A 26,764-nucleotide genomic window follows, 5' to 3' on the forward strand; every position below is an offset into this window, starting at 1 on the left:
GATACCTAAGTAGTACTCTTGTGCTAAATGTAAGTTTTCTGTAAATGATAATGTAAGTCATTCTCATTAGGTGTAGTTTGTCTGCGAATTTAGGGGGAGCTGTTTAAGTTGGTTTATAGAGTGCTGAAATCGCCTGAAAGTATATGTACTACTTTATTTTCAACACTTTATTAATTGGCTTACGGCGCAGAATCAAAAATGAGAGACGTCTATGAAGTCCATTTCAAAGCATGCCAAGCTGAACATGCTAGCGCTAGCTATTGCCAGTGTATTTAGCTCGAGCGCATTATCAGCAAGCGATCCAGAAGCATTAGCCGCAGCGATTGCTAAACAAGAAGCAGAGCTTTCGGCCTTGAAAATCCAGTTACAACAGTTGGCAGAACAGCAAAAGCAACAACAAGCTTTATCTGACAGCCAAGCTGAGCAGTTTGCTATTGCAACAACGCCAAAGGAGGCTGAATCATCTTCAAAAAGTCACTGGGATAAATTTTCATTTAAATCCTATGGCAGCGTGATTTATACCAGCGATGAGTATTACGACAATGTTCAAGATACTAGCCCTGAGCGACGTAATCGTTTTGACTTAGAGCGCATTGTTACTGAATTTGGTTACCAGTTTAATGATCAATGGGATATGGAGGTCGAAATTGAGTATGAGCATGGTGGTACTGGCAGCTCGTTAGAATATGACGGCTTTGATGAGTTTGGCGAGTTTGAAGCTGAGGTTGAAGCAGGTGGTGAGGTGATGATCGAGAAAGCCGAGATCCGCTATCGCCCAAGCGCAGCCTTTGGCGTTAAGTTCGGTAATATTCACCTTCCAGTCGGTCTGAGTAGTACGCTACACAAACCCAGTCAATACCTTACGGTGCAACGCCATAAGAGTGAAGCCGCCATGCTACCTGCTGTATGGAACGAAAATGGTATTGGGATCTTCGGTGAAGTCGCGAATTTTCATTATCAAGCTCAGGTTGTTAGCGGCTTAAACTCAGAGTACTTCCGCACTTATAACTGGGTGGCATCTGGTCACCAGAAGCGTTTTGAACATGTTAATGCTGACGACCTTGCTTACGTTGTTCGCCTTGATTATGGCAACTTTAAAACAGGCTCTGCGTTAGGAGCATCTTATTATTATGGTAATACCAGCGGTAACCGTCATAAGACTAACAAACTCAGTGCTGACGGCACTGTAGAAATTCTGTCTGTGGCTGGCGCTTTTGTGGAAGGACCGTGGATCCTACGCGGGCAATACCTATACGGAACGCTTAGTGACAGCGATGCCATCACTCAAGCGAATAAAACCACTCCGGGACTTAAGCCGGGCAACTTCGCTCAAGTTGGTTCAAAATCTGAGGCTTTCTTTGTCGAAGCGGGTGTTGATCTCGGGCAGTTCACCGCTATTCCTATTACAGTATTCGCCAATATCGATTACTCCAACCCATTGAAAGAAGTAGAAACCGGTGTCGCAACCAAGCGCTATGAGAATACTTGGATCAGCGCCGGTGTTAACTACTTTCCTATCCCCGAAATTGTCATTAAAGCTGAAGCTGGTGTGCACCAAGTTGCCGTTTCGGCAATTCCTGACACCAACTTTTTTGCTTTGGGCGTTGGTTATCAATTCTCGCTTTAAATAACATAATAAATGGAGTTTTTATGAAACACTTTACTCATTCTGCGCTTGCTATTGCCCTTATTTCTGCCCTGTCAGCCTGTGGTGGTTCAGGCTCTGACGATACAGCTATCGTTGAGCCTGATACCGGGTTTAGCTTTGCCGCCACAGAGATGATCACCAACCTGACCGATGAGGTGATTGTGGCTGGCTACTCAGATCTTGCTGCAAGTGGCGAAGCCATGCTTCAGGCCACTCAAACCTTAGTTAATACGCCAACACAAGCTAATCTGCTCGCCGCGCAACAAGCATGGAAAGCTGCCCGCCAGCCATGGGAGCAAGGTGAGTCGCACATCTTTGGTCCGGTAGACTCTTTAGGTATCGATCCACACTTAGATAGCTGGCCGCTAAATACCACTGATTTAACCACGGTTCTTGCCAATAATACCGGCTTTGATGCGGAAACAATCAAAGGTTGGAATGATGATGTGCAAGGTTTTCACACTATGGAATACCTGCTGTTTGGCGACGGTGTTGCAGATAACAGCAAGGATATCTCAGAGTTAACAGCAAATGAGCGTGATTATTTAATGGGGCTAGCTGAAGTGTTTCGCGATTATGCCAAAACCCTCGACGACGCATGGTTAATTAGTTATGACGGCCAAAGTGGCAAAGCTTATGGCGAATTACTGAAAAACTCAGGCGCAGATGGCAATACATTTTATAGCTCTGAAGTTGGCGTAGTTGAAGAGCTGATTAACGGCATGATTGGTATTGTAGATGAAGTGGGTAATGGCAAAATTGCCGATCCATTTGGTGATTCATTAGCTAAAGCTGACACCTCAAAAGTGGAGTCACAATATTCTTGGAACTCTTTAACTGACTTTAGCGATAACATTATTGGTGTGCGTAATGTTTACCTTGGTGAGTTTGAAGGCGGTGCTGATAAACAAGGGATTATTGATTTTGTTAATGCTGCCAACCCAGAGCTGGCGACTCGAGTAAAAGCTGAAATTGATGATGCGATTAGCAAGATCCAAGCTATTGCTGGTGACAATGATATGCCGTTCCGTCAAGCGATTAGTGACGCCGATGGTCGCGTACGCATTCAAACTGCCGTTGATTCATTATCAACTCTGCAAGCTAGCTTAGAGTCTGACGTACTGCCACTGCTAAAAGAGTGGAAGATCTAACAACACAATACATTTGGAGGTCAAATTGACCTCCTTTTTCTCATTTAAAAACCTTGTATTTAAAGTGGTTAATTAACCTTTGTAGACTTTTAACTCAGCGTTTGAGAGCGAGAGGTCTACAAATGAGTGTGGAACAACATATGGCAATCGTACTTAAAACAGACATTAACGTCGTGCAGTCAGAGAGTCGTTTTAAAATAAGTTTAATTAAAAAATTAGTTGTTAACTTGAGCAAAGTTGTATTGGTATTGGGCCTTGTAAGTTTGAGCGCTTGTGGTGGCAGCGGTAATGATGAAACGCCAATACCAGAGGAGAAAGTTTACCCAGATTACACTGATATTACTGCCAGTGGTGGCGATACCACGACCTTTGATGCGTCTGAATCTGGCCATGGCTTTTCAACTCCAGCGCCCAATTTAACCGATGCAGAGTTAGCGCTGCATTTAGAGGGCGACTTAAGCTTTGAAACCGCTTTTACTACGGCGCCTAATAGCGCTCATCCAGAACTTGATGGTTTAGGCCCAGTGTTTAATAACGCGGACTGTAATTCTTGCCATCAGCGTGATGGGCGTAATTCCACGCCGACAATTCCAGCAGGCCAAAGCCGAGTAAAGCTTGGCTCTGACGCTGGCATCTTTTTGCGGATCAGCATGGCACCAACAGAGCCTTGTGTGGCTGGCACTTCAAGCAACGATTACTGCGCACCTATCCCTGTGCCGGATTTTGGTGGGCAGCTATTTCATCGAGGCGTGCTGCAAGCCCGTCCTGATTGGCAGCAAAACCAGTTTATTGGTCAAGCAGATGTTTATTTATCCTATGAAACTAAAGTTGTTACCTACGATGATGGCACCAGCGTTACGTTAAAGAAGCCGTTATTTGCAGTGGAAAATCCCTATGACGCACCCGGTGAAACGATAGCCAGCGCGAACATCACCTCTAATTTGTTGCAAGATGATGTATTGATGGGCTGGCGTAATGGTATGCCGGTATTTGGTTTAGGATTGCTCGAGGCGATAGCTGAAGCGGATATTCTTGCTAATGTTGATGAACATGATACTGATAATGACGGTATATCCGGCCGCGCCAATTATGTTTTTGATGCGGTGAAGGCTAAGGCTGGTGACTCTCATCCTGTCTCGTTAGGGCGCTTTGGTTGGAAAGCTAATACACCAAGCGTAAGAGTGCAGTCTCTTGGGGCGCTGCGAGGTGATATTGGTGTAACTAATCCGCTATTTCCTAACGAAAGCATTGCAGGTACGGCGCTACATGATTCATACCTGACTCGTACCGGCTTTGTTGACACGGGCACAGGTGTAGACGGTGAACCTGAGGCAAGTGCAGAGTTTAGTGACTCAGTGGTATTTTATGCCGAAACGTTAGCGGTACCAGCAAGGCGTAACGTTGCTAATAGTAATGTAAGAGAGGGCGCTAGGTTATTTGAGCAGCTCAATTGCACTGGCTGCCATAAACCCAGTTTTGTAACCAAAACTTCGGGCAATATTGGTGGTAGCCCAATGAGTCCAAGTCATATGGGACAAACCATTTATCCGTTTACCGATATGTTATTGCACGATATGGGCGACGAACTCGCTGATGGCAGACCTGATTTCTTAGCTGATGGAAATGAGTGGCGTACTCGTCCGTTATGGGGCATAGGTTTGACCCAAACGGTTAATCCACAAGCAGGTTTCTTACATGATGGCCGCGCAGCAACATTGGAAGAAGCGATTTTATGGCACGGTGGTGAAGCGCAAAAGAGTCAGCAGGACTTTATGGCTTTAACTGCAGAGGAACGCTCGCAAGTTATTGATTTCTTAATGTCACTATAATCAAGATTCGCATATCTGATACCGCCATCTTCGGCTATAAAAACAGCGGACTACCTCTTTTGAGGAGTCCCGCTGTTAATTTTGTGAACTAGATAAAGCTAATTTGGATTATTCCCCCCTACCTCGTGATCTGTTTCATGTAATCTTTTAACTAAATAACCTATGATTTATTGACTAAATGTATTCGCTTTAAAATTAATACTTCATGGAGATGTCTGGTGAGCAAAATTGTTATTGTTTATTCAAGTGTACATGGCCAGACTCGCAAAATTAGTGCTTATCTAGAAGATAAGTTAACGGCTGCGGGCAATAGTGTCACTGCTGTAGGTATTGCAGATAAAGTGGATTTGGCTGAGTTTGATAAAGTGATTATTGGTGCCAGCATTCGTCATGGTAAGCATAATCCAGCAGTTTATGACTTTATTGAAGCAAACCAAGCGCTATTAGAACAAAAGCCAAGTAGCTTTTTTTCGGTTAGCTTAGTGGCGCGTAAGCCATTAAAAAATACTGCTGATACCAACCCGTATATGCGAGCTTTCTTTGAGAAGTCTGCTTGGGTTCCTAAGCTTGCTGAAGTATTTGGCGGTAACCTAAATTATCCAAGTTATGGCGCAATGGACAGAAATATCATTCGCTTTATTATGTGGATCACTAAAGGCCCTACAGCCGCCGATACCAATGTTGAGTATACGGACTGGCAAAAAGTTGATGCTTATGCAGATAGCATCAATCAGTTAACGGCTTAAATTGTAAAAGGTAGAGCAGATGGCGCAGTCTATGTTTAAACGCTTGGCGAGAAAATATATTGATTTGCAGCATGTTTTAATCATCCTAACCTCTGCTTATCTTATCTTTACTAGTAGCTGGGTCCTTATTGGCCGTAGTCTTAGGATTAATGCCAGTATTTGGGATACCAGCCATGTATATCTAGGTTTAGTTGGCGCGTTTTTCTCTATCACATTTCTTATTTCTAACAGTCTTAAAGGCAAGTGGCGTCAGTACTTTCCTTGGCTGGTGGCAGATTTCTCGCAGTTAAAAGCTGATCTTGTGGGCCTAACTAAAGGTAAAATTCCAATTGCTGGTGGTAGAGGTTTATTCAGTATTACCGAAGGCATTGGTATGTTGTTGTTTGTTGCCGTTGGTGTAACTGGCTTGCTGTGGTTTGCCACCCAAGGCACCAGTGCTGCATTAATGTGGCGTGGTTATCATATCGATGCTGCACATGGCTTTATCGGATTTATTATGCTGCACGCAGTCTTTGCCTGTTTGCATCTGTTGGACTTTATTCGTAATTAACTGTATTTGGGTAAAACAATTCTTTTAAATTGGCTGTAATGTCTTTAACTTAATAGATAAGGGATTAAAGTTAAGGAGCTGCTTTGCGGCCAACGGTAGTGCATTTAATCGATGATACTAAGCTCGGCGGCGTTAATTTAGCGCTGGAGAGCCTGGCTGCCTCTGCATTGCAACAATCGTTTAGTTTTAAGCTTATTTACCGCCAATTCAATTCCTGTTTCTTCAAGCGTTACCAAGCCGATATTATAGTGCTGCATGCGGCTGCTAGTTGGCGCAAACTGCCTGCATTCCTAGCATTAAAACTTGCCAATATCGGTACGCCAATACTTTATCAAGAGCACCATTACTGCAGAGAATTTGTTCGTCATTGTGTACTGTCGCCAACTCGTTTTGAATTTATGCTGAAACTGACTTATCGGTTGATGCACAAAGTGTTGTTAGTGTCTCAATCTCAGCAAGATTGGTTAACTGAGCTTGATGTGATTGCTGCGGATAAAATGGCGTTGCTAGGTCAAGGTAAAGAGCTAAGTGCTTTTACTGCATTGCCGGGTAAAGTCGATACAGAGAGTTTATCTCAACCCTTAGCTTATGAACGAATGCAAGAGATAACTCAAGCGCCGGTTCAAGTGCCAGCTCAAGCAGCAGTCCAATCGCAAAGCTCCCCTGTAAAGCTGTTGGCATATGGTCGTTTAAGCAAGCAAAAAGGCTTTGATTTATTGATTAAAGCTATGGCTAAACTACCTGCTGAGCAAGTGCAGTTGTCTATCGCGGGGGAAGGTGAGCAGCGTGAGGAACTCATCCATCTTGCTAAGGGGCTTAGCCATGTTGAGTTTGTGGGTGAGGTGCAAGATGTACCAAGGTTTTTAGCGAGTGGAGATCTGGTTATTATCCCCTCTCGCTGGGAGCCATTTGGGTTAACTTGTATTGAAGCAATAGCGGCAGGTAGGCCGGTAATTGTGGCTAACCTTGACGGCTTAGCTGATCAGGCTAGAGCTTTACGATCTCATTCATTATCTTCGACTCCAGCTTCGTCATGTGGAGCTAAAGAGTCACAAGCCGTTAAGCTACTGGGCGAGTTATCGGTTACAGGTATTGAACAGACAATTTCGCAAGTCATTAATGGTGAGCCGTTACAAGTATCTTCTGAGCAGAGAGCATATTGCGAGGGTGTATGGAAATTGGTATTAGATAATTGGCGCCTGCTGCTGGAGCAAGTAATGGCAGCGCACAAATAAAGCAGTATTGAAGCCTTAAATTTAGAGACTAACTTTATAGATTAAGTCGCTTTTAGCTTAACTGTTGAGTTATTTAAGGTGGTTTTTTTCATTAAAAAAGGCGCTGATTAGCGCCTTTTCTTTAACTATTTTCAAGCTAAAAGCTTGCTAGCAAATTGATAAGTTTAGATTACTTATGCTCTAGCGCTAGGTAGTTCATTAGGTCAATCAATTCACCTAAAGTGCGGATTGACCCCATGTTGATTTGGTACTTATCGTTAACGATGAATGAAGGTACGCTTTGTACTTTAAATTCACGTTGCTGAGTGCGCCATAGTGCTAGCTTGGCATCAGTCTCTTTGCTGTCAGCAACTTTGTCGTATTGCGCTGAATCAACACCAAACTTAGCAAATACCGCTTTGATATCGTCACGGCTCTTAATTGGCTCTTCATGCTTATGCCCTGGTGCGCTATGGTCGTGTTTCTCACCGTTTTCGCCTTGGATTACTTTGAACATAGCGTCAGTTAATGGCTTTTGATTCTTTAAAGATTGAATCACAGCAAGTGAGCGCATTACTTCAGTATTGATTTCAGTATTTGCGAAATCTACGTGCTTGCTGTCAAAAGCAACCTGCTTGTTAAGGTTTGCCTTAATATCAGCCATGTACATCTTTTCCATATTGAAGCAGTTGCCACAATAGAAAGAGTAGAATTCAGTTAGTTTAGGTTCGCTGCTAGGCGCTTTATCTGAAACAACTGTGAAGTGTTTACCTTCGATAAATTGTGCGGCAAAGCTGCTCAATGGAGCAACGGCTAATGTTAACGCTAAAGCAATATGTTTAATCAAACTTTTGTCCTCTAAGTGACGTCTGTATAAGTAGTCAAGCGATAACGAATAATACAAATATTATTCATCCGTTACAGCAAATTACATTGTTGTTAAGAATAAAACCAATTGCTTAATTATGACTGAAATTAGTGATTAGTACATGCTTTAGAGTGTGACCAATATAATGCTTTTAAGCGGAAACATAGATTTTCATTTTAAACTTTGTCGCACTTCACAATCTGACTTTAAAAACACGAGGCTCGGGAACTTTCATGATTTTTGCCGATATAACCAAGTTGAAAAAAGGCTAATGGCTAATGGTTATTAGCTGAAAATAAAAATGCGACCTCATCCATGAGGTCGTGATACTTGGTTGGAAGGCCTAGTATTTAAAGTTTTTGAGCTTACTTTGCCATTACGAAGTCATCTAATAGAATCACATCGAATGCGCCACTGGTGGTGCTATCTACTGCGGCGACACCATATACGCCACCGTTTTCAAGCGTGATAGGCAACGGACCTATGGCGACAGTTTTTGTATCTGCTACCGTTACACTTACTACATAGTCACCAGCAGCTACGCTTAGGCTGCCTGATGTCTCTCTAAAAGGTACATCGGTAAGTACCGGCGTTGCGTCCGAAATATCACTGGTCGCCGTAAGATAAACATCGACTTCAGGTGCAGAGTAAGCGGTGTGCGATACCGTTAATTTGGCTTCGGTCGCGACCATGCGTGGCTGCTCCATAATGATCCAAGGTTGAATGTCATTGTCTGATAGTGAGCCAGTTGCGAAAATTGAATAGCTTGCTCCTAGATCGAGTTCAAAAGGCGCTTTATCGATAACCACAACGCTGTTATCGGCACTCGCAGCCACAGTTGCAGTGTGCTCACCCTCAGGAATATTGACGTAACCTGCAATACCTTTAAACATCAAGTTGCTGATCGCCGCCGTACTATTACCATCTAAAAATACATCTACTGCAGGGGCGTCCGCGACGGCATGAATGACTCTGATATCACTACCGCTGCTTTTATCATTCAGCAGTAGTTGTCCCTCTGGGAGGGCGACCAATAAAGCAACCGGTGAGGCGCCTGACCAAGTATTGGGAATGGCTGAAATAAAGTAATCCCCATCGTCGGCTAAGGGAACGGTACCAGAGTCAAACACGACATCTTTGGCACCCGACGCAGTGATGCGAATTTGGTAATCGGCAGCGGGAACTTCAAGTTGCGGGCTAGCATCCATATAGTTGGCAGACAATGTGGGATCCATCATGCTGATATCTGCCCCTGGCTCCGTTACATACACATCAACTAGTCCTAAAGCTGGCGAGGCATGTAATACCTGTACTCGGGCGTAATTTTCGGCAATATCTTGCTCCGGGTTCTCAATCAACTTAAGCATTAGCGTGTCGTCAGCAACACTGCCAAGTGCTACTGCTGTGTATTCCATGTCTTCTGCAGCATCTAATTCAGCGGTTAGTACTGTGGTTGTGGTGCCATCTGCGAGCTGAGCGTCAACTGCAACTGAGTAGCTGCCTGCGGTTACAGTTGCTAAGCCGCTAGACATGGCATAGTCAACATCATCAACAAAGCTTCCTCCATTGGCTAACACATTAACTAGTGGTGCATCGCTACCTGCATGGATCACTCGTATTTCCGCTTCAGCGACTTCAATCGGCGGAACGGGAGTAGGTTGGTTATTGTCATCGTCATCACTACATGCGGTTAGACCCAATACAGATATGGCTGCAACTGAAAAGTAACGAGTTAATGGGGTTGAAAAAGTCATGTGGATTATTCCTTGATGTTAGGTTTCGACAAACACTACGCAGCCAAAAATTTTTAAGATCAAAAAATAAACATATTTTTTACATTTTATAATTTAGCTAAATACCATGACTCAGCTAAACGCCCATAAATTGTGGGCGTTTAGTTGCTAAAGAGAGGTGAGTAACTAACAGAGGCGAGCTATAGAGGCAAAAACCTTCTAATGTGCTTATTTAGCTCGGTTCAGTCGAGTGTTGTTTGATTAGTTTACGTTCTAAAATACTAGAGGCGATAAACATGCTGACATAACCAAATCCAAGCGCGAGGATCACCGCAACGACATTGTCTGTATGCAGGCGCAAAATGTAAAACATGATAAGTAAGGTGACGACGCCAAGAATGCGGATCAGTAGACTTTGCATAAATAAACCATGTGCTTTGATATAAGCCACTTGGAATGCATTGAGCATCATAAATATAAAAAATAGCGCAAAGTGCATCAAAATTGGCGCTGCTTGGGCGTAAGCTTCAGGGAAAACAAAACTGACAATATTTTTGCTAAAAAGTAGCAATATAATCAGCAGACTAATGCTAATCGCTAAACTGAGTTTTATAAACCAGCGGCGGATTAATACGATTTGTTGGTGTTGATTTCCACGGATACATTGCGCCAACTCAGGCAGTATGTAGCGATAAACCGGAAATACAAATAGCATGGTAAAGTATGCCAGCATAGGGCGTACAACCACCTGAAAGTCCCCCAGTTCATCGATAGTAAAATAACCAATAGTCAGCAATACCGTGATGTAAACCATTAAAATACTTGCGCCTACTTCCAAGGATGACATTACGCTTTTTTTGACAAAATTACGCATATCAGTATCAAGCTGCACCGGGGCTAACGGGGTTGTGGCGATCTGTTTTCGGCGTTGAATGAACATAAATGCAGCTACGGCGAAGTTAGATGAAATTAAGCTGTAAAACAGTGAGGCAAGAGGTGTTTGACCAAACCCGTAATAGCAAGTTAAAAACAGTATCACTTGCACTAATGGTTCTAACCACGTGGTTTTATTGGCGATATCATAAAGGCGGTACATACCAATTTGATTGGTAAAATATACTTTGAAGCCCATTCCCAAAATCACACCCACTAACTGAATATATTCCACATCAATATTGAGTTGATGTTTAATATAGGGCAGCACTAATCCCCAAGTGAATAGCACCATAGTGATCAGTGAATAACGGAAAATATTGGTAATGTCGGCATCATTTTTAGTTTGTGAAAAGCTGACCACCATAGAGGCTCTAAATCCACTAAGCAGGATCAGTGACATAGAGATAATGTCGACAACGGTGTGATACAGGGCGAGATCGCTTTTTGCAACCCACTGCGCCAGCCAGATTTTAAATGCGAGCCCGAGTGAAACGCTGGCTAGAGTTGCCCAAATAGCATTAACAAAAGCGTGCTTAACTCGCGCGAAAGGTGTTTCAGTCATGTTGTCGCATTACTCAATAAACTGGCGATGGGGTGCTAAATATTAATCATTCAAACTCACAGTGCTAGTTTTGTTAGCTAAAGGTGTGAGCTGACAATAGTTATCAGCGACTCTAACTTTAATCGTTGGATAACTATTAGCGTGAGAAAAGTGTAATTTACACAATTACACTTTTTATGTTTAGCGTGAACGGAACCAGCCTGTGATTGAAAAACGTTGCGATGGGCAAAATGGAGCCAGATAGGTTACAGCGTGTACATGTTTAACATCAAACAGGGTCATTGAGTTAAATTCAGGTGTCCAAGCATCTCTAGGAGTTCCGTCATCTTGGTAAAACTGCAGCAGCCCTCCCCAGTCAGGATGCCATTTAGGGGTAAAGCCCAGCACAAAGGCAAGGATTCGACCTTCTCGCTCAACCACATCCCTATGTCTGGTTAGAAAGTTTCCTGGTGTATATCGCGTACCTTGAGCACTGGCTAATTTAATATCTGGTCTATCTGAAATATACCTAATATTTTCTAGCAAGCTATCGGAGTTTAAGTAGTTTTTAACTGTATTGAGTAATTCAGGGCTAGAGGGAGTAACCATATGACGGCCATACCAAAAACCAACCCCTCTTGATGCATCTTGATATAGATTTTGAAATAGTGATTTTTGGGCGTTACTGGTCATATCCCTAAGTTCTTTGTCTGAAGAAACTTGAGGCCGGCCGTTTTGGGTGTAGGCATGAGAGAATTCTGTTTCAGATGTAAGGCATTGATTAATTCTGTTTGCGTCTTCAGGAAGCCAAATATCACTTATTTTTATGCGATCATCTTTTTTATATCGGCTTTTTAGTGCATCCCAATCTAGGTTAGGTGAAAATGATATTGTCAAAATGAGCCTCCAACATATAAATAAACTTATATTTATACAAAATGTTAGACATTAAAAAATTCCGCATACTAAGCTACGGATGCCGTCATTTTAATATATCAGATGCTGCGAAATTGTTAATCAAATTGTTTTGAAAGTATTTTATTAAACTTACCTCAATCGAATACGCGTGGACAGGCTGAGTAATCATTAAAAGCCTCATCCCAACGTCTAACATCATTGGCGCGGCGCCAGCGTCCGTGCCAAAACTCCATCATGCAACTGCCATCATCAATTTCGACTAAAAAGGTGTCTTGCTCTTTTACTTTTTCGTAAGGCGGGTAATGCTGACTCTTGCCCCAAGTGATCCCGCCACGGCTATTCGCCCATCTTTGCCAGAAATCATCGAGAGTTAACCACTGTTGGGTTTGTGCTTGCCAAGCCATAGATTGCCCTGATTGCATTACAACCTGTCCGTTATATTCACCGTCAGCTTGTGCTGCCAATTGTTTTATAGGGCTAAACACTAGTAAGGCGAAGGTAGCGCAAAGTAACGTTAAAAATTGTGTTGTGGATTGCTTAAAGTTTCGAGCCATGGTTTAACTCCTTTTGTTTGGATACAAATTATCAGCGGTTAACTGCTGTGCTTGTTGCCAATGTTGTTTGTTTTTAAGCATAGACCTAAAAATGAGTGATTAAATAACTGCAATTTGCGGCCAAGATCGACCCATTACCGCAGTTGAGCGGTTAACAATCTTATTTTTTAGAATATTAATTGTACAATTTTGCGTTATTTATTCTAATTAGTGGTTGTTATGCTGTGGTTATTACAATCAATAAGGCATAAACAATGGAACTACTTACCCAACATCAAGCACATAAAGCAATGGATGGTGATGGCGTGAATATTCGTCGGGTCGCCGATTTCAATAAGCTAGAGTTCGATCCCTTCTTGATGATCGATGAAATTAAATCAGATGATAAGTCTGATTTTATCGGTGGTTTTCCGCCGCACCCCCATCGAGGTATTGAGACTTTTACTTATATTTTAAAAGGTGGTTTTGAACATAAAGATCAGTTAGGCAATGTTAAGGCGATTCGTGCCGGCGATGTGCAGTGGATGAGTACAGGTAGTGGTGTGATCCATTCTGAGATGCCGCTTGCAGACAGTCATGAAGGGCTGCATGGTTTTCAAATCTGGTTGAATATGCCAGCAAAAGACAAAATGCGCCCAGCGCGTTATCAAGATTCAGGCGAGCTAGTTTTGCCTGAACTCACGGAAGCGGGTGTGCACTTTAAGGTGTTGGCCGGTAGTTGGCACTTTGGCGAGCAAACCTTGATATCGCCTTTATCTGAGCTGGCCGGTAGTGCAAAAATCGCAGATCTTACATTTAAAGCCAATGCTAAAGTTGCTCTCAACCTTGGCGTTGATAACAATGAAAATCAGTTTGTTGGCGTATATCTATATAGTGGCTCGCTGCAACAAACATCGTTTACTAGTCGTGACTCAAACCAGCAAAATGTTGCGTATCCAGCTGGGCAACTATTGGTATTAGATAGTCAAACTCCGCTGCAGCTGCAAGCGGGGGATGATGGTGCGGGGTTGTTACTATTAACTGGGCAAGCGATTAATGAAACTGTGGTGCATATGGGTCCGTTTGTGATGAATACTCAAGCTGAGATCCGCCAAGCCGTTGAAGATTATCAAATGGGCGCTTTGGCCAAATCAACGAGTGATAATTTAGAGCGGTTACATATAAATGCGAGCGAGTATGCTCGTATTTTTATTGGCTAAGCCTTACTATCCAAATCATAAAAGGTATATAAATTTTAAGTGTTATATCACTGAAATTAGATAGTGATTACGCTTATTGGAGAGGGTTAATGGCACTGTGCTTAAATATGTTTTTATTGCCGAATGAGCACATTCGATTTTTAAAAGCGAACCCACAAATGCTGGAAGCCTATTTGCAAGGGCAACAGCCTGATGTTACTCAGCTAGAGCAAACTTTATTCAGTAAAGTGATTAGCTTATTTAAAGGTAGTATTGAGCAAACGATTCCTGAAGATTGGCCGCTAGCCAATATTGTTATGATTGGCCCTGAGGTTGATCATCGCAATGTCGATTTACACCATTATATTGTTAATAATACTGAGGCGCGGGTAAAGGGCGCTGGCAGTGTGTTTCAAACTTGGCTAGATATCAGTCATCACGATGCAATTAAAATGGATGCAGCCAATGAGTCATTTGCGTTTCAAAGCCATGTTTTACCTGAATTACAGCAATTACTCTCTGAGTTAAATGAGCAGACTGTGCGAGATAGGTTCGATGCCTGGCTGTTTATTCATAATCCAGATTACCAGCCACAAGCAATAGAATATCAACAGCTGTGGCAAGGTTATCAGCGCTTTAAACTTGGAGTTTCTCAAGCTGTTGAGCAGAATTTGGGATTAATGTGGGTGACGCAGTAAAGTGAGTCGATTGAAAAGTAGGGTAGCAGCATGAGTTTATTTAAGTTCGGTCTAAGCGCGGATAAATCCGCGATGATTAAGCGCGAGTTAGGCAAAAATGCCGCTGCATACTTTGCAGCTATGCAAGTTGCTGAACAAGCCTTTTTCGCTGAAATAACCAATGAGCAGAACCAACAGTCTTTGGCTTGGTTGCAATTACGAAGCCGCTTAATCACGCGTATCGACGATAGCGAGCTTGCTCGCCTTGATGATTTTGATATAACGCGAGTCCAAAGCGTTACCCCGTCGCTTAATGGTCAGTTACGTCAGGTAACGGTAGTAAATTTAGAGACATTAGACGCAGCAATTGAAGATATTAGCAGTCAGGCTTGGCTAGGTTTCGATACAGAAACCGCCGCCACATTTGAAAAGGGGCGACGTAATACCAATCCGATTTCATTAATCCAAATTGCCACTGCGACTCATTGTTACCTGTTTCGAATGCAGGCTGAAAATATCGAGGCATTCAAGGCGGCATTAATGCCAATTTTGAGTGCTGATAAACAATTGAAAGTTGGTATAGGTTTGCGTAGTGATATTAACGCTATGAAACGCGACTATGGGATCTGTATTAGCCATATACTGGATTTAAATTGGCTAATGAACCAGCTTGGCGCACCTAAGCAATTAGGTACCCAGCAGATGGCAGCGACAGTTATAGGCTTAAAGCTACCGAAAAGTAAAAAGGTGACGCTATCGAATTGGGCTAAACCCTTATCTGAGCCCTTAAGCGAGTTACAACTACAGTACGCAGCAGCTGATACATTAGTGGCGTTAGATATTTTACACGGGCTGATTGAGCAAATTGCGCCTTTTAAAAGTTTATGGCCAAAATCATTATCTCAGCGCTTAGCAGAGCTAGGCTGCTAAGCTTATTTAGCAAGGCTATTAATTTTTTAGTTTGCTAACAGGGTTTGATTGTTAAAGCCGCTTTGCACTAAATACGGAGCAGGTAAAAGCTGCCAAAATAACAATAAGTCGTATGACTACAAGGAATCAATCAATGCGATATACAGGCCAATTAGTACGATGGAACGATGCTAAAGGTTTTGGATTTATTCAGCTAAAAACTCACTCTAAGACTAAGACTGACACTAATACGCAAGCAGATAAAGAAGTGTTTATTCATGTATCAGCTTTGCAAGATAAGCAACGTCGACCTCTGGTCGGTGATGTTATCGAGTTTAATATTTGCTCTGATAAGAGTGGTCGGCCAAGGGCTGAATTTGCGCAGATAGGCCAACATGTTGATCAGCAAACATCTTCTAAAGCGGTGTTAGTCGATAGTGGGCTAACAACGTCAGCGAATACTGAGCACAACAAAGCCGTTAAAGGTGTGCTTATTCGCATCATTTTGATGTTAGCCGCACTGGCTATTGCCAGTTTTGCCTCTAATAGCATTATGGCTGCTAGCCTGACAATACAACAAGCCTATGAGCAGCAACAAAGTAATCAGCAAGTTCAGGGAACTGGGGTCGTGACTCGAATTTTACCTGATGACAATGAGGGGAGTCGTCATCAGAAGTTTATTGTTAAGCTGGCTCATGGCCAAACTATTCTAATCGCTCACAATATTGATTTAGCCCCAAGGATCCCGGCTTTAAATATTGGCGATACTGTGGCATTTTTTGGTGAATACGAGTGGAATAAGCGTGGTGGTGTTGTGCATTGGACCCATCATGATCCTGCTGGCAGACACATTGGTGGCTGGTTAAAACATAATGGTAAAACTTACCAATAGTTGCTTTTATTACTTACAAAACCACTTATCTAAGTAGGTGGTTTTGTTTATAGCTCATCTAAATAGATCTACGTTAGCGCGAGTGTGACAATAACCTCGCAAACCTCGAGTTTTACTCCGATATTCGCCTTGGCTATTTATTGCTGGGATCTTGCAGCGAGTGATTATGTCGTGGCTGCCGCAACTGCTTGAGTAACTGCTCTCCAAACTGATATAAGCTTAAGCCACTTAATACAAAACCAGCGCCAATATCTAAGTAGGTGGTTTTGTTTATAGCTCATCTAAATAGATCTACGTTAGCGCGAGTGTGGCAATAAGCTCGCAAACCTCGAGTGCTACTCCGATATTCGCCTTGGCTATTTATTGCTGCGATCTTGCAGCGAGTGACTATGTCGTGGCTGCCGCAACTGCTTGAGTAACTGCTCTCCAAACTGATATAAGCTTAAGCCACTTAGTACAAAACCAGCGCCAATTATTAGCGATTGGCTGATAGCTTCATCATTTAGTAGAGCGCCTAATATCATTGCAAATACAGGGGTAATTAGGGTTACTAAGGCTACCGTGCTGGCATTTAGGTACTGCAAAATATAAAAGTAAGCAATAAAGCCAAGCAAGGAGCCAAACACGCCAAGATAAACGATGGCTACAATTGATCGATCTTGCCAGCTGGTAATTGTTAAATTGCCATCGAATATCAGCCAAATCAATGCAAACAATGGCGTTGAAACTACCAAGGCCCCAACAGTGCTAGCCAAAGGGTGAATATTAATTTTTACGGTTTTTATTAATACGCCACTCAGACTAAATAGCACGACAGCAATAAGCACCAACACTAGACCTATCCAGCTGTCTTCATCTATTGATAATTTTGATGAACACACTATAGCTAGGCCGATAAAGGCCATTACAAATGCCGATATACGCATCATGCCAAATTTGGCTTCATTGAGCAGTCGTTGGGCGATTAACCCTGAAAGTAGTGGAGATAAGCCAAAAATAAGCGACATAACCCCCGAAGGTAAATATCGAGCGGCAAAATAGCTTAATGACATACCACCAACAATACCAATGGCGGAAAATGAGTAAAGTTTAAAAGCAGTAGCAGTGCAAGGCAGCCTGATGCGGGCGAGCAATAAAATACCTATACCAAGTACCAGAGCAATCAGCATGCGCAATAACACCGCCAAAGTTGGATGCACGGTTTCACTGCTCCAAACTATGCCTAATGGCGTGGTAGACCAAATGAGTACCACGGCAAAAAATGCTATTGGGACTAATCTCGGTAGTGCGGCTGTAACCATCTTTAGCTCCTTGCTGGCTCAGGTTTCGATGAGCGGCTTACATAGATGCACACGCATAACAGGGTATGACTATGTGCAGTAGTGATAAACCAAAAAGGAAGCAAGGCGGAGTGATGAACCATACCGCATTGCTTACTTTGCGGTATGGATTCGAGAACTAACTAAATGACTCTTATCTCTCCGCTAATAAACATAGCCAAAGCACACAGCGATTAAGTCGCAGTGTTTTAACGAATGAGAGATCTGTAAAAATGTCATATATTGCTTAAATGCATAGGAAGTTGTCGAAGCTTCAATAGTCTAATTGTTGTGCGGTATAGTCAATAAGCAATGACTAAATAAATGCGAGATAAAAGCGTATTTAATATGAGTTTTATTCAAGATCAAATCGCTTGAAAGTTGGCGTGAACAAAAAGATTAAACAGGTAGATAAAGCAAGCTGCAAGCTAATGAATCTTGATTGCGAGTTGTAGATAGTCAAAAGGGGCAAAGCCCTTCAGCTTTTGCCCCTTTTGGTGTTTGCGGTTGTAAGACCCTTTGCCTTTTTTCGGCTTTTCCGTTCGGGTTCGAAATAGTGAACTGGTAACGATAGCCTTTAAAGCGTTATCTTTTATGACACCGCGACCACTTTCATGCTCAATCGCAGTATTAGTTTGATGTTTAGCCATCAATATCTCCTTGTGTAAACTGCTTCAATCAAAATAAAAAGCACCACCTTAATATAACGTTATTAAGGTAGTGCGATTATACGCCGTTTTTATCTGGCGACTAGCGATTTGTTGCGCTATTTTTAAGCGATAATTTTACTGCTTAAAATATAATGGTGTATAGGTAACCTGCGGTAATTGCCATACCTAAAATCACAGCAAGAAACGCAGCAATCATTTGGTTTTTAAAGATAGATTTAAGCAAAATAACTTCAGTTAAACTAGCACCAGCACTACCAATAATTAATGCCATCACTGAGCCTAATGCCATACCTTTAGCGACTAATGCCGAGCTTAAAGGGATCACAGCTTCTGCGCGAATGTAGAGTGGGATACCAATCACAGCAGCAATCGGAATGGCATACCAAGTGCCTTCACCTGCGTACTTAGCAATTAAATCTGTTGGAATAAATCCGTAGATAAATGAGCCCAGTAAAATACCTATCATTAAGTATGGAAGCACTTGTTTAAAGTCTTTCCAAGTTGAACGCCATACACGCATCCAGCGGCTATCTTCTTTGACAACAGGGCTAGAGTCGCAGCAACTTGCAGCAGCTTCAACTTTTGGTGCACAGCAGCTTGTTGGTGCGGCAACGGCTGGTTCTGCACAACAACTTGTAGCAGCAACAACCGGTGCAGCGTCTAGTTTAGTCTCTTGTTTAGCCTCTTGTTTAAGTGCCGTGCAGCAACTGGTTTCTGCTTTTGCTGCTACTTTTGCTGTATCACCGCAACTCGTGCCGCAACTTGACGGTTCAGCAGCTTCATAAGCTTCTGGTTTTACATAACGTTCAAAACCAAGCTTCTCAAGCACATAACCCGCTGTTACAGATACCGCCATAGCCACAACAAAGTAAAATAGTGCGACTTTAAAGCCAAAGGTCACGATAAACAGACCTATGATAATTGGGTTTAATAGTGGGCTGGAGAACAAGAACACCATCATAGGACCAAAACCTGCCTTGGCTCGCAATAGCCCTTTTAAGAAAGGGATGGTTGAGCAAGAACAAAATGGCGTAATAGAGCCCAGCAATGCGGCAATGATGTAGCCTTTACCTTTTTTTGAACTCAGAATTGACTGAATTTTTTCTGGCGGAATATATTCTTGCAGTATGCCAACAATATAGCTAATCGCTAGAAATAGTAGCGTTAATTCTGCAGCAAGAAACAAAAACATGCCGGCAGTATCTTTGGCCATAGCCATGATTTCAGGAGTCATAATAGTTACCTCAATATTATCTTTTTGTTATTTCCGGAATTACCGAAATAACGAAGTTGGGTAGATAATAGTCCGATTTAAAAAACTGTCAACCATTATTTCGAATAATATCGAAATAATGGTTTTAGATGTGAGTTCATCAAGTGGTAGCCGCTGAGCTACTACTTTAATTCCTGGGCGTAAAATGATGAGGTCTATAGCTAATCTTGTTGTTATCTTTAATCTTCTCTATGATTAAAAAAATATGAAATTGAGAGAGTTACCATGCTTGACGCAATATGCTTGTTCGATGAATCGAACCCTATTACGTATTCAGTTTTTAAATTTCAAAAACTCGATGAGCTGGATATTGAAAAATATCGGCAAGTTTTGGTGTGCCCAGTTTGTGCGGGTAAAGCCTATTATCGTAAAGCATCCAAAGATGGTAAGGCCGCCTGTTTTGGTTCGCGTTACCATCAATCCGACTGTCGTGAGTTTAAGCCTTCTGCCGCAAAAGTGCGTGAAGAGTTGCATGCCGTAGAGGTCAATCAGCTATTAGTTGATAGTGACGCCATGATTATTGATTTTAGCCGCAGGCCAAGTATTGCCAGTGCTCAAGCGGGTAAGTCTAAAAAAACTGCCGTTGCTAAGGTCACCGATAATAAGCCCGCTGCAAATAAGCACGTTGAGGCTAAGGCTTTAAAGTCTGAGCAACAAGAGGTTCATCAGCCAACATCGGCGCTGCAGGTTGAAGAGCAAACTCAAGCTAGTCCAGAAAAGCGCATTGCTAAAGAAGGGCTTGAGAAAATTTTGCATAGCCTGATGCGCGGCAGTGAGCTAGCAAGTTCAGATCTTTGGGTATACACAGATGAAAAGTATCGTTGGCGCGCTAAAAACCTATTCGTCAATTTTGCCGACGCAGCTCCAACCGATAATGGTTCACCTAGGATGTACTGGGGCACGATTTCTCATACCGATAAAGAAGGGCTTTGGCTAAACCCGGCCGATAGCCAAGAGGTCGGCATTCCAATTGATGGAATTAAAGCGCAATTACAGCAGCGTTTTGGTTTAACTGAGCGGCGTGACTTTGAAGGCGCAGGCATTATTTTGCTCGGTAAGTGTTTTTGGAATAAAGCTAAAAACCGCAAGATTATTCAATTGTGGAATAAAGACCTAAATCGTATGTTTATTTCTAAAGTGGAAGACAATGAATAGGTTAATTTCATTGTTGATTAATAACCACACAAATGAACGGTGATTTTGATGAACTTCACTCAAAATGGCCTATAATTTTTGATCAAATAAAATTAAATTTATTTGAATATTTTCAGTGTTTTGGCTGTTTCTTTTGCTTGGGATTTATAAAAATTCAACCTTAAGGGATATTTATTATTGACTCAGGGGCAAATGGGGATTACTTTCTGCGCGATGTTTTTACTAGGGCGCTAAAAATAGCCCGTAAAATTCAAGGTATCGGCAGGTATCTCAACGGTAGAGCAGCAATTAAACTTCGCAAATAATTGCGTGAGTTTGGTGATTAATTGCCATTTTGGCACTTTATTTATAAGGACGTTAACGCATGTCTGAACCGACAGCATTAAGTCTTATTCCACCTGTGGTGGTTTTGGTGTTAGCAATTGTGCTGCGCCGCCCAATCCTCTCTTTGATTATCGGTGCGTTAGTAGGTTTGGCTATGTATCAGCCAGAAAACTTACTGACTAATTTTGCTGATACCTCTTTATCTGTGATGACTGATGAAACTATCGGTTGGTTGATTCTAGTTTGTGGTGGCTTTGGTGCTTTGATTGCTCTGCTCGTGCGCACGGGTGGCTCAATGGCGTTTGGTCGCTATGCATTAAAGTTTGCCAATGGGCAAAAGTCATCACTATTTATGACCTTTATCTTGGGCGCAATCATCTTTATTGATGACTACCTAAATGCGTTAACCGTTGGCTCAACCATGAAGCGAGTAACCGATAAGTTTAAAGTTTCTCGTGAGATGCTTGCTTATGTGGTCGACTCAACTGCTGCACCTGTGTGTGTATTAGTGCCTTTATCGACATGGGCGGTATTCTTTGGCGGCTTGCTAGTTGATAACGGTATTGCCGAACAAGGCCAAGGTATTGCTGTTTATATGCAAGCGATCCCGTACATGCTTTATGCATGGCTTGCCGTTGCTATGGTATTGCTGGTTATTTTTGGCATAGTACCGGCATTTGGACCAATGAAGAAAGCGCAAATTGCCGCAGCTGAAGGTAAGCCTGCAATTAAACAAGTGGATTTAGATGAAGTACAAACTTCAGATGAATATGCGCTTAAAGCGATTGAAGATGAGTTCAAGCAAGCTGAAACGGGCGGCAAGTTACATAACTTTTTCGTGCCAATTTTATTGTTGGTCGGCTTTACTGTGTACTTCGATATTGATGTGCTAAAAGGTTTGATTGCAACGTTAGCAATTACATTACCTTACTATGGCTTGCAAAAACTGATGCCACTATCAGAAATGATGGATCAGATGATTGACGGTTTTAAGAGCATGTTGCCTGCTATAGGTACCGTTATCGCTGCGTTTATCTTTAAAGATGTGTGCGACAAATTAATGCTACCTCAATACGTGATTGAGAGCTTAAGCCCGTTTATGACGCCGCAATTATTACCTGCTGTGGTGTTCTTAAGCATGTCGATTTTGGCATTCGCAACGGGTTCAAGCTGGGGTATTTTTGCGGTATCAATTCCGATTGTTATGCCGTTGGCGCAATCTGTTGATGCTAATATTCCATTGGTGATTGGCGCGTTATTGTCAGCATCATCATTTGGTAGTCAGGCGTGTTTCTACTCCGACTCTACGGTACTGGCCGCTCAAGGCTCAGGATGTAACTTAGTTAGCCATGCGGTCACTCAGTTGCCTTACGCACTGATTGCAGCAGGTTTGACATTTGTCGGCTTCTTACTAATGGCATAATGCTTTTAGCTAAAAGTGTTCATGAAAAAAACCACTCAATAATCGAGTGGTTTTTTTTGTTCTTTTTATTATTTGTGTAGATAAAATTAGCAATAGCTTAATTTTTATAAATTTTTTATTAGTATGCCTTGCTTTACACTTTTGACGTTTCCTTTGTTACAAAAAAAATACTTATCGTTGACCTTGTTGTGACAAAGTTGTAATTTTGTTGTCAAGATCAGGTGGGACTTGATCAAATAAAGAAACTCAATCTAAAGAAATTGAGTTCTAAATCAACAAAGGGAATGTTCAATATGACGTCAATTAGCAGTTTATCTAAAGCTGTCAGAGTTGCTTTGTTAGCAACGACGAGTGCAGCATTAATGACAAGTGCAGGGGCTTACGCCGAAGAGCAAGAAAACGAAGGCTTTGAAAGAATCGAAGTAACAGGTTCTAAAATTAAGCGTATTGGTGAGCTATCACCTACACCTGTAACAGTAATTACAGGCGCGCAAATGATGGATATGGGTATCACTAACGTAGCTGATATTCTTAACAAGCTTCCATCGTCAACTGTTGGTATTTCACCAGAAACATCAAATAATACGATTTTTGCAAGTGGTTTGAACAAAACTGACTTACGTGGTTTAGGTTCTGATCGTACCCTAGTACTGGTAAATGGTCGTCGCTTTGTTGCCGGTTCAAATGGTGACTCTGCGGTCGATTTGAATACGATTCCAACCGCTATGGTTGCTCGTATGGAAGTGATTACTGGTGGTGCATCTGCTGTTTACGGCTCTGATGCAATCGCTGGTGTAATTAACATTATTACCCGCACAGATGTGCAAGGTGTTGAACTTGACGCATCTTACACTCAACCAGAGCAAAGCGGTGGTGAAGAAAGCCAGTTCTCTATAACTGCTGGTGGCAACTTCTTAGACGATAAGTTATCAACAGTATTTAACTTTACTTATGCAGAGCAAAAAGAGCTTCGCCCAACAGATAGAGACTTTTTAGATAATCCTGTAAGCAGTATCTACAATCCAGATACTTCGGAAGGTGCACCGACACGTATTCCTTATGAAGGCCGCAAGCCGCTATCTTGGATTAATGAAGCAGGTACATTCTTTGGCGGGGACGGTAAACAATATACCTTCGGCTCAGATGGTGCCATGAGAGAGTTTGATTATGGTGAAGGTCTAATCGAAGGTCCAGGCAACAATGGTAATTACTGTGGCCCAAGCTGTGAAGGCTATGACCCTGTAGATTATGGTTTCATTCGTACGCCACTTGAGCGTATGGTTTTCACCTTAAATACTGATTATGAATTGAATGATGATCACAAGATTTTCACTGAAATTACTTATGTAGACTACCAGTCAAATGGTGAAAGCACGCCAGTATTCCATACTTACAATCCAATCATGGCCGATAATGCTTTCCTTCCAGAGGAAACGAAGCAATTAATGGCTGACACCGGAATGGGCGCGTTAAACCTTTATCGTATTGATAGAGAGTTTGGTAACCGTACTTATAACCAAGATCGTGAAACCATGCGTTTCCTTGTTGGTATTGAAGGTGTTATCAATGATGACTGGGATTACTCTTTCCACGCTCAACGCGGTCAGTTAGAAGAGACTAGTCTTTGGAAAGGTGAGATTTGGGCAGATCGTTATGATCAAGCTAAAGATGCAATCTTCGATGATGCTGGAAACATTGTATGTCGTGATGCTGACGCTCGTGCAGCAGGTTGTGTACCATTAAACTTACTTGGTGAAAACCAAGCGAGTCAAGAAGCGATTAACTGGGTGAGCACTAGTGCTGGCCAGACAGCTAAGACGACACAAACAAGTGCTGGCTTAGTCGTTAGCGGTGCACTATTTGACTTACCTGCAGGTTATGTAAGTGCTGCATTCAGTGCTGATTACCGTAAAGAAGAGTCTGAAACAAACCCAGATCAAGAGCTAATTGATGGCACTATTTTTGGTAACACAGCTAACCCAATGCGCGGTGAGTATGATGTAACTGAATTTGCCGCTGAATTTAGCATCCCTCTACTATCTGACATGTTCCTAGCACACGACTTAGGTCTTGATCTTGCGTATCGCTGGATGGATTACAGCACTGCTGGTCAAGACGATGCTTGGAAAGTTGGTTTGAACTGGGCACCAATTGAAGATCTACGTGTACGTGCGACTAAATCAAAATCAGTACGTGCACCTAATATCGGCGAGCTATTTAGCCCTAAAGGTCAAACTTTTGCTAGCTTTACCGATGTATGTGACAAAATTAACGTTGAACTAGGTCCTGATGACAATCGTAAGAAAAACTGTCAAGCAGCAGGTTTACCTGAAGGTTGGAACCCAAGTGATTCTTGGTATCTAAGTAACCACCCTGGGTACAACGCGGGTAACCCAGATCTTAAAGCTGAAACCTCAAACGATTACACCATTGGTGCGGTCTACACTCCTAGCTACCTAGATGGTTTCTCGCTTACAGTCGATTACTGGGCATTTGAAATTTCAGATGCAATTAACTACATCACTGTTGGTACAGCTGTTAAGTATTGTTATGACTCAGAGTCACTAGACAATATTTACTGTGACCTATTTACCCGTGATGCAACTTCAGGTGACATCGTTGACTTCGTTCAAAGCCCTGTAAACTCTGCATCATTTGATGTTAAAGGTTTAGATATTGAGAGTCAGTACAACATTCCTACTGATAGCTTTGGTGATTTCCGCGTTCATTTGATTGCGACTTACCTAGAGCAGTGGGAGTTCAACCCAACTGGGTTTGAAAGTGATTTACAAGTTGAAGTTGGTCAATATGAAGATCCACGTTGGAAAGCAATGTTTAGCTTAGGTTGGCAATATGACTCGCTAAACCTAGAAGCGCGTGCTAACTACCGCCATTCAGCTGTCGCTGATAATGAGTGGAAGCCTGAGAACAACAATTACAACGATATTCCATCGCACACTGTTTGGGACTTCACTGGCTCATATGACTTCACTGATGACTTTACATTACGCTTTGGTATCAAGAACGCATTTGACCTAGAGCCGCCACGTAACCCATATGTATATGATGGTGACGGTTACTACGATACAACAGGTCGTGCATTCTTCTTAGGTGCAAACTACAGACTTTAATTTGAGTTAGCGATAATTCGCTAGTAAAAATTAGTCGTATCATAAAAACCAGTAGCAATCGCTACTGGTTTTTTTCGTCTATAAATAGTTGTTTAAGGTTTAAGGTTTAAGGATTGTTTGATATAAGCCAATCAATATAAAAATTGCTTCATTCGATTTAGCCAATATTATTCTCGCTGAAAGTCTCTCTAAGCAACTTAATTAATGCGCGGCTCTTTTCTGGCAAAAATTGCTTAGAAGGGTAGATGAGTGTCAGCTTTATCTCTGGGAGTTTTTCGTTAATCAGTATTGCTTCAAGCTCGCCTGATTGCAGCGCATCTTTGACTAAGATGGTCGGTAGTAAGGCTACACCTTTGCCTGTACTCGCCATATGCTGAATTAAACGTAGATCATCGGAGCATAACCTAAGTGTTAAGTTGTCGGGTAGAGATGCCTGGTTATAACGGCTAACCATGAGTGGGTGATGAGTAAGCTCGCTAAGCTCTGTGATACTTGGATGACTTTGCAGGTATTGCTGTGAGGCAACTAAACTGCTGGGAAAACGCAGCAGTGTTTGCTGCACATAGTCCTCGTTCTGCACTTTTACCCCATCGGGTAAGATCTGAATATCGATATTTTGTCTCTTAAGATCAATGCTCTCTTGGCAATGCAGTACTTCTAGCTGTACGTCTGCAAATTGCTCAAGGTACTTTTCTAATAAGAGAGCGAACATATTTGAAGTAATAAGTGCGGCAGGTACCGCCACTCTTAACACGCCTTGTACCGACTTTTGTTGATTACTGAGTAACTTGGCTGCTTGGGCGACACCCGTTAAAGGTTGATTGATTTGCTGATACAGTAAACGGCCATTTTCAGTGAGCTCTATCTTACGAGTGGTGCGAATTAGTAGTTGGCAACCTAGCGACTTTTCTAGCTCTTGTAAGCGTCTGCTGACTTTTGAACGTTGTAAGGATTGCTGTTTAGCCGCTGCGCTGATCCCGCCATGCTGCACAGTCAGTACAAATAGCTGTAAGTCATCCATACTAATATTCATTGTCCTACCTGTAGGTTGTAAGCGGCCTATTTATCATTCTATTTAATCTAATTAGTAATATCTATACTACGCAGCCCTCAGATTGACCTTG

At 42.3% G+C, this 26,764-nt stretch carries 22 protein-coding genes; 13 read left to right on the forward strand and 9 right to left on the reverse strand.

All coding sequences use genetic code 11. The annotated features are described in order from the left end of the window. Positions 1–211 precede the first annotated feature (211 nt). The 6 genes from MSG37_RS05910 (at position 212) to MSG37_RS05935 (ending at position 7,159) form a co-directional block, all read left to right on the forward strand. Positions 212–1,627 (forward strand): hypothetical protein, encoded by a 1,416-nt coding sequence (locus tag MSG37_RS05910; protein ID WP_248469659.1) that lies wholly within the window; start codon positions 212–214, stop codon positions 1,625–1,627. A 23-nt stretch (positions 1,628–1,650) separates the two neighbouring features. After that, positions 1,651–2,799, forward strand: a complete 1,149-nt coding sequence (locus MSG37_RS05915) for an imelysin family protein (protein WP_248469660.1) — start codon at positions 1,651–1,653, stop codon at positions 2,797–2,799. 122 nt (positions 2,800–2,921) lie between these two features. Continuing rightward, positions 2,922–4,628, forward strand: a complete 1,707-nt coding sequence (locus tag MSG37_RS05920; protein ID WP_248469661.1) for a di-heme oxidoredictase family protein — start codon at positions 2,922–2,924, stop codon at positions 4,626–4,628. Between the two features lie 218 nt (positions 4,629–4,846). Next, positions 4,847–5,374, forward strand: a complete 528-nt coding sequence (hemG, locus tag MSG37_RS05925; protein ID WP_248469662.1) for a menaquinone-dependent protoporphyrinogen IX dehydrogenase — start codon at positions 4,847–4,849, stop codon at positions 5,372–5,374. Between the two features lie 19 nt (positions 5,375–5,393). Continuing rightward, entirely contained in the window at positions 5,394–5,924 is a 531-nt protein-coding gene (locus MSG37_RS05930; protein ID WP_248469663.1) for a cytochrome b/b6 domain-containing protein, read from the forward strand. A gap of 83 nt (positions 5,925–6,007) precedes the next feature. Further along, entirely contained in the window at positions 6,008–7,159 is a 1,152-nt protein-coding gene (locus MSG37_RS05935; protein ID WP_248469664.1) for a glycosyltransferase, read from the forward strand. A 169-nt stretch (positions 7,160–7,328) separates the two neighbouring features. Here MSG37_RS05935 and MSG37_RS05940 read toward each other — a convergent pair whose 3' ends face one another. The 5 genes from MSG37_RS05940 to MSG37_RS05960 form a co-directional block, all read right to left on the reverse strand. Continuing rightward, positions 7,329–7,985 (reverse strand): thiol:disulfide interchange protein DsbA/DsbL, encoded by a 657-nt coding sequence (locus tag MSG37_RS05940; protein ID WP_248469665.1) that lies wholly within the window; start codon positions 7,983–7,985, stop codon positions 7,329–7,331. Between the two features lie 386 nt (positions 7,986–8,371). After that, complete coding sequence (locus MSG37_RS05945; protein ID WP_248469666.1) at positions 8,372–9,760, reverse strand: DUF4397 domain-containing protein; 1,389 nt, start codon at positions 9,758–9,760, stop codon at positions 8,372–8,374. Positions 9,761–9,971: 211 nt separating this feature from the next. Continuing rightward, positions 9,972–11,237 (reverse strand): lipid II flippase MurJ, encoded by a 1,266-nt coding sequence (locus MSG37_RS05950; RefSeq protein ID WP_248469667.1) that lies wholly within the window; start codon positions 11,235–11,237, stop codon positions 9,972–9,974. A gap of 180 nt (positions 11,238–11,417) precedes the next feature. Then, positions 11,418–12,113, reverse strand: coding sequence for a 2OG-Fe(II) oxygenase family protein (locus MSG37_RS05955; protein ID WP_248469668.1), 696 nt, complete (start codon positions 12,111–12,113; stop codon positions 11,418–11,420). Between the two features lie 155 nt (positions 12,114–12,268). Continuing rightward, positions 12,269–12,688 carry a hypothetical protein gene (locus MSG37_RS05960; RefSeq protein ID WP_248469669.1) on the reverse strand — a complete coding sequence of 140 codons (420 nt, stop codon included), beginning with the start codon at positions 12,686–12,688 and terminating at the stop codon, positions 12,269–12,271. Positions 12,689–12,942: 254 nt separating this feature from the next. Here MSG37_RS05960 and MSG37_RS05965 point away from each other — a divergent pair, with 254 nt between their 5' ends. The 4 genes from MSG37_RS05965 (at position 12,943) to MSG37_RS21375 (ending at position 16,344) form a co-directional block, all read left to right on the forward strand. Further along, positions 12,943–13,887, forward strand: a complete 945-nt coding sequence (locus MSG37_RS05965; protein WP_248469670.1) for a pirin family protein — start codon at positions 12,943–12,945, stop codon at positions 13,885–13,887. Between the two features lie 89 nt (positions 13,888–13,976). Further along, positions 13,977–14,564: a hypothetical protein gene (locus MSG37_RS05970; RefSeq protein WP_248469671.1), complete on the forward strand. Its 588-nt coding sequence runs from the start codon at positions 13,977–13,979 to the stop codon at positions 14,562–14,564. 30 nt (positions 14,565–14,594) lie between these two features. Continuing rightward, positions 14,595–15,473: a 3'-5' exonuclease gene (locus MSG37_RS05975; RefSeq protein ID WP_248469672.1), complete on the forward strand. Its 879-nt coding sequence runs from the start codon at positions 14,595–14,597 to the stop codon at positions 15,471–15,473. A gap of 133 nt (positions 15,474–15,606) precedes the next feature. Beyond that, on the forward strand, positions 15,607–16,344 hold the full coding sequence (locus MSG37_RS21375; protein WP_348984453.1) for a DUF3465 domain-containing protein: 738 nt from the start codon (positions 15,607–15,609) through the stop codon (positions 16,342–16,344). Positions 16,345–16,700: 356 nt separating this feature from the next. On the opposite strand, the gene MSG37_RS05990 is transcribed toward MSG37_RS21375, so the two are convergent. The 3 genes from MSG37_RS05990 to MSG37_RS06000 form a co-directional block, all read right to left on the reverse strand. Then, the gene (locus MSG37_RS05990) at positions 16,701–17,645 is read right to left on the reverse strand and encodes a DMT family transporter (protein WP_248469673.1); all 945 of its coding nucleotides are present in this window, start codon (positions 17,643–17,645) and stop codon (positions 16,701–16,703) included. A gap of 446 nt (positions 17,646–18,091) precedes the next feature. After that, on the reverse strand, positions 18,092–18,313 hold the full coding sequence (locus MSG37_RS05995; protein ID WP_248469674.1) for a ribosome alternative rescue factor ArfA: 222 nt from the start codon (positions 18,311–18,313) through the stop codon (positions 18,092–18,094). Positions 18,314–18,455: 142 nt separating this feature from the next. Further along, the gene (locus tag MSG37_RS06000; protein WP_248469675.1) at positions 18,456–19,568 is read right to left on the reverse strand and encodes a permease; all 1,113 of its coding nucleotides are present in this window, start codon (positions 19,566–19,568) and stop codon (positions 18,456–18,458) included. 264 nt (positions 19,569–19,832) lie between these two features. Between MSG37_RS06000 and MSG37_RS06005 the strand changes: the two genes are divergently transcribed. The 3 genes from MSG37_RS06005 (at position 19,833) to MSG37_RS06015 (ending at position 25,640) form a co-directional block, all read left to right on the forward strand. Further along, positions 19,833–20,762: a hypothetical protein gene (locus MSG37_RS06005; protein ID WP_248469676.1), complete on the forward strand. Its 930-nt coding sequence runs from the start codon at positions 19,833–19,835 to the stop codon at positions 20,760–20,762. 364 nt (positions 20,763–21,126) lie between these two features. Then, complete coding sequence (locus tag MSG37_RS06010; protein WP_248469677.1) at positions 21,127–22,509, forward strand: Na+/H+ antiporter NhaC family protein; 1,383 nt, start codon at positions 21,127–21,129, stop codon at positions 22,507–22,509. A 293-nt stretch (positions 22,510–22,802) separates the two neighbouring features. Continuing rightward, entirely contained in the window at positions 22,803–25,640 is a 2,838-nt protein-coding gene (locus tag MSG37_RS06015; protein WP_248469678.1) for a TonB-dependent receptor, read from the forward strand. A 157-nt stretch (positions 25,641–25,797) separates the two neighbouring features. Here the strand turns inward: MSG37_RS06015 and MSG37_RS06020 are convergent, their stop codons facing one another. Then, complete coding sequence (locus MSG37_RS06020; RefSeq protein ID WP_248469679.1) at positions 25,798–26,673, reverse strand: LysR family transcriptional regulator; 876 nt, start codon at positions 26,671–26,673, stop codon at positions 25,798–25,800. Positions 26,674–26,764: the final 91 nt, after the last annotated feature.

Origin of the sequence: Shewanella sp. 1CM18E (assembly GCF_023161665.1) — a bacterium.
Lineage (GTDB): Bacteria > Pseudomonadota > Gammaproteobacteria > Enterobacterales > Shewanellaceae > Shewanella.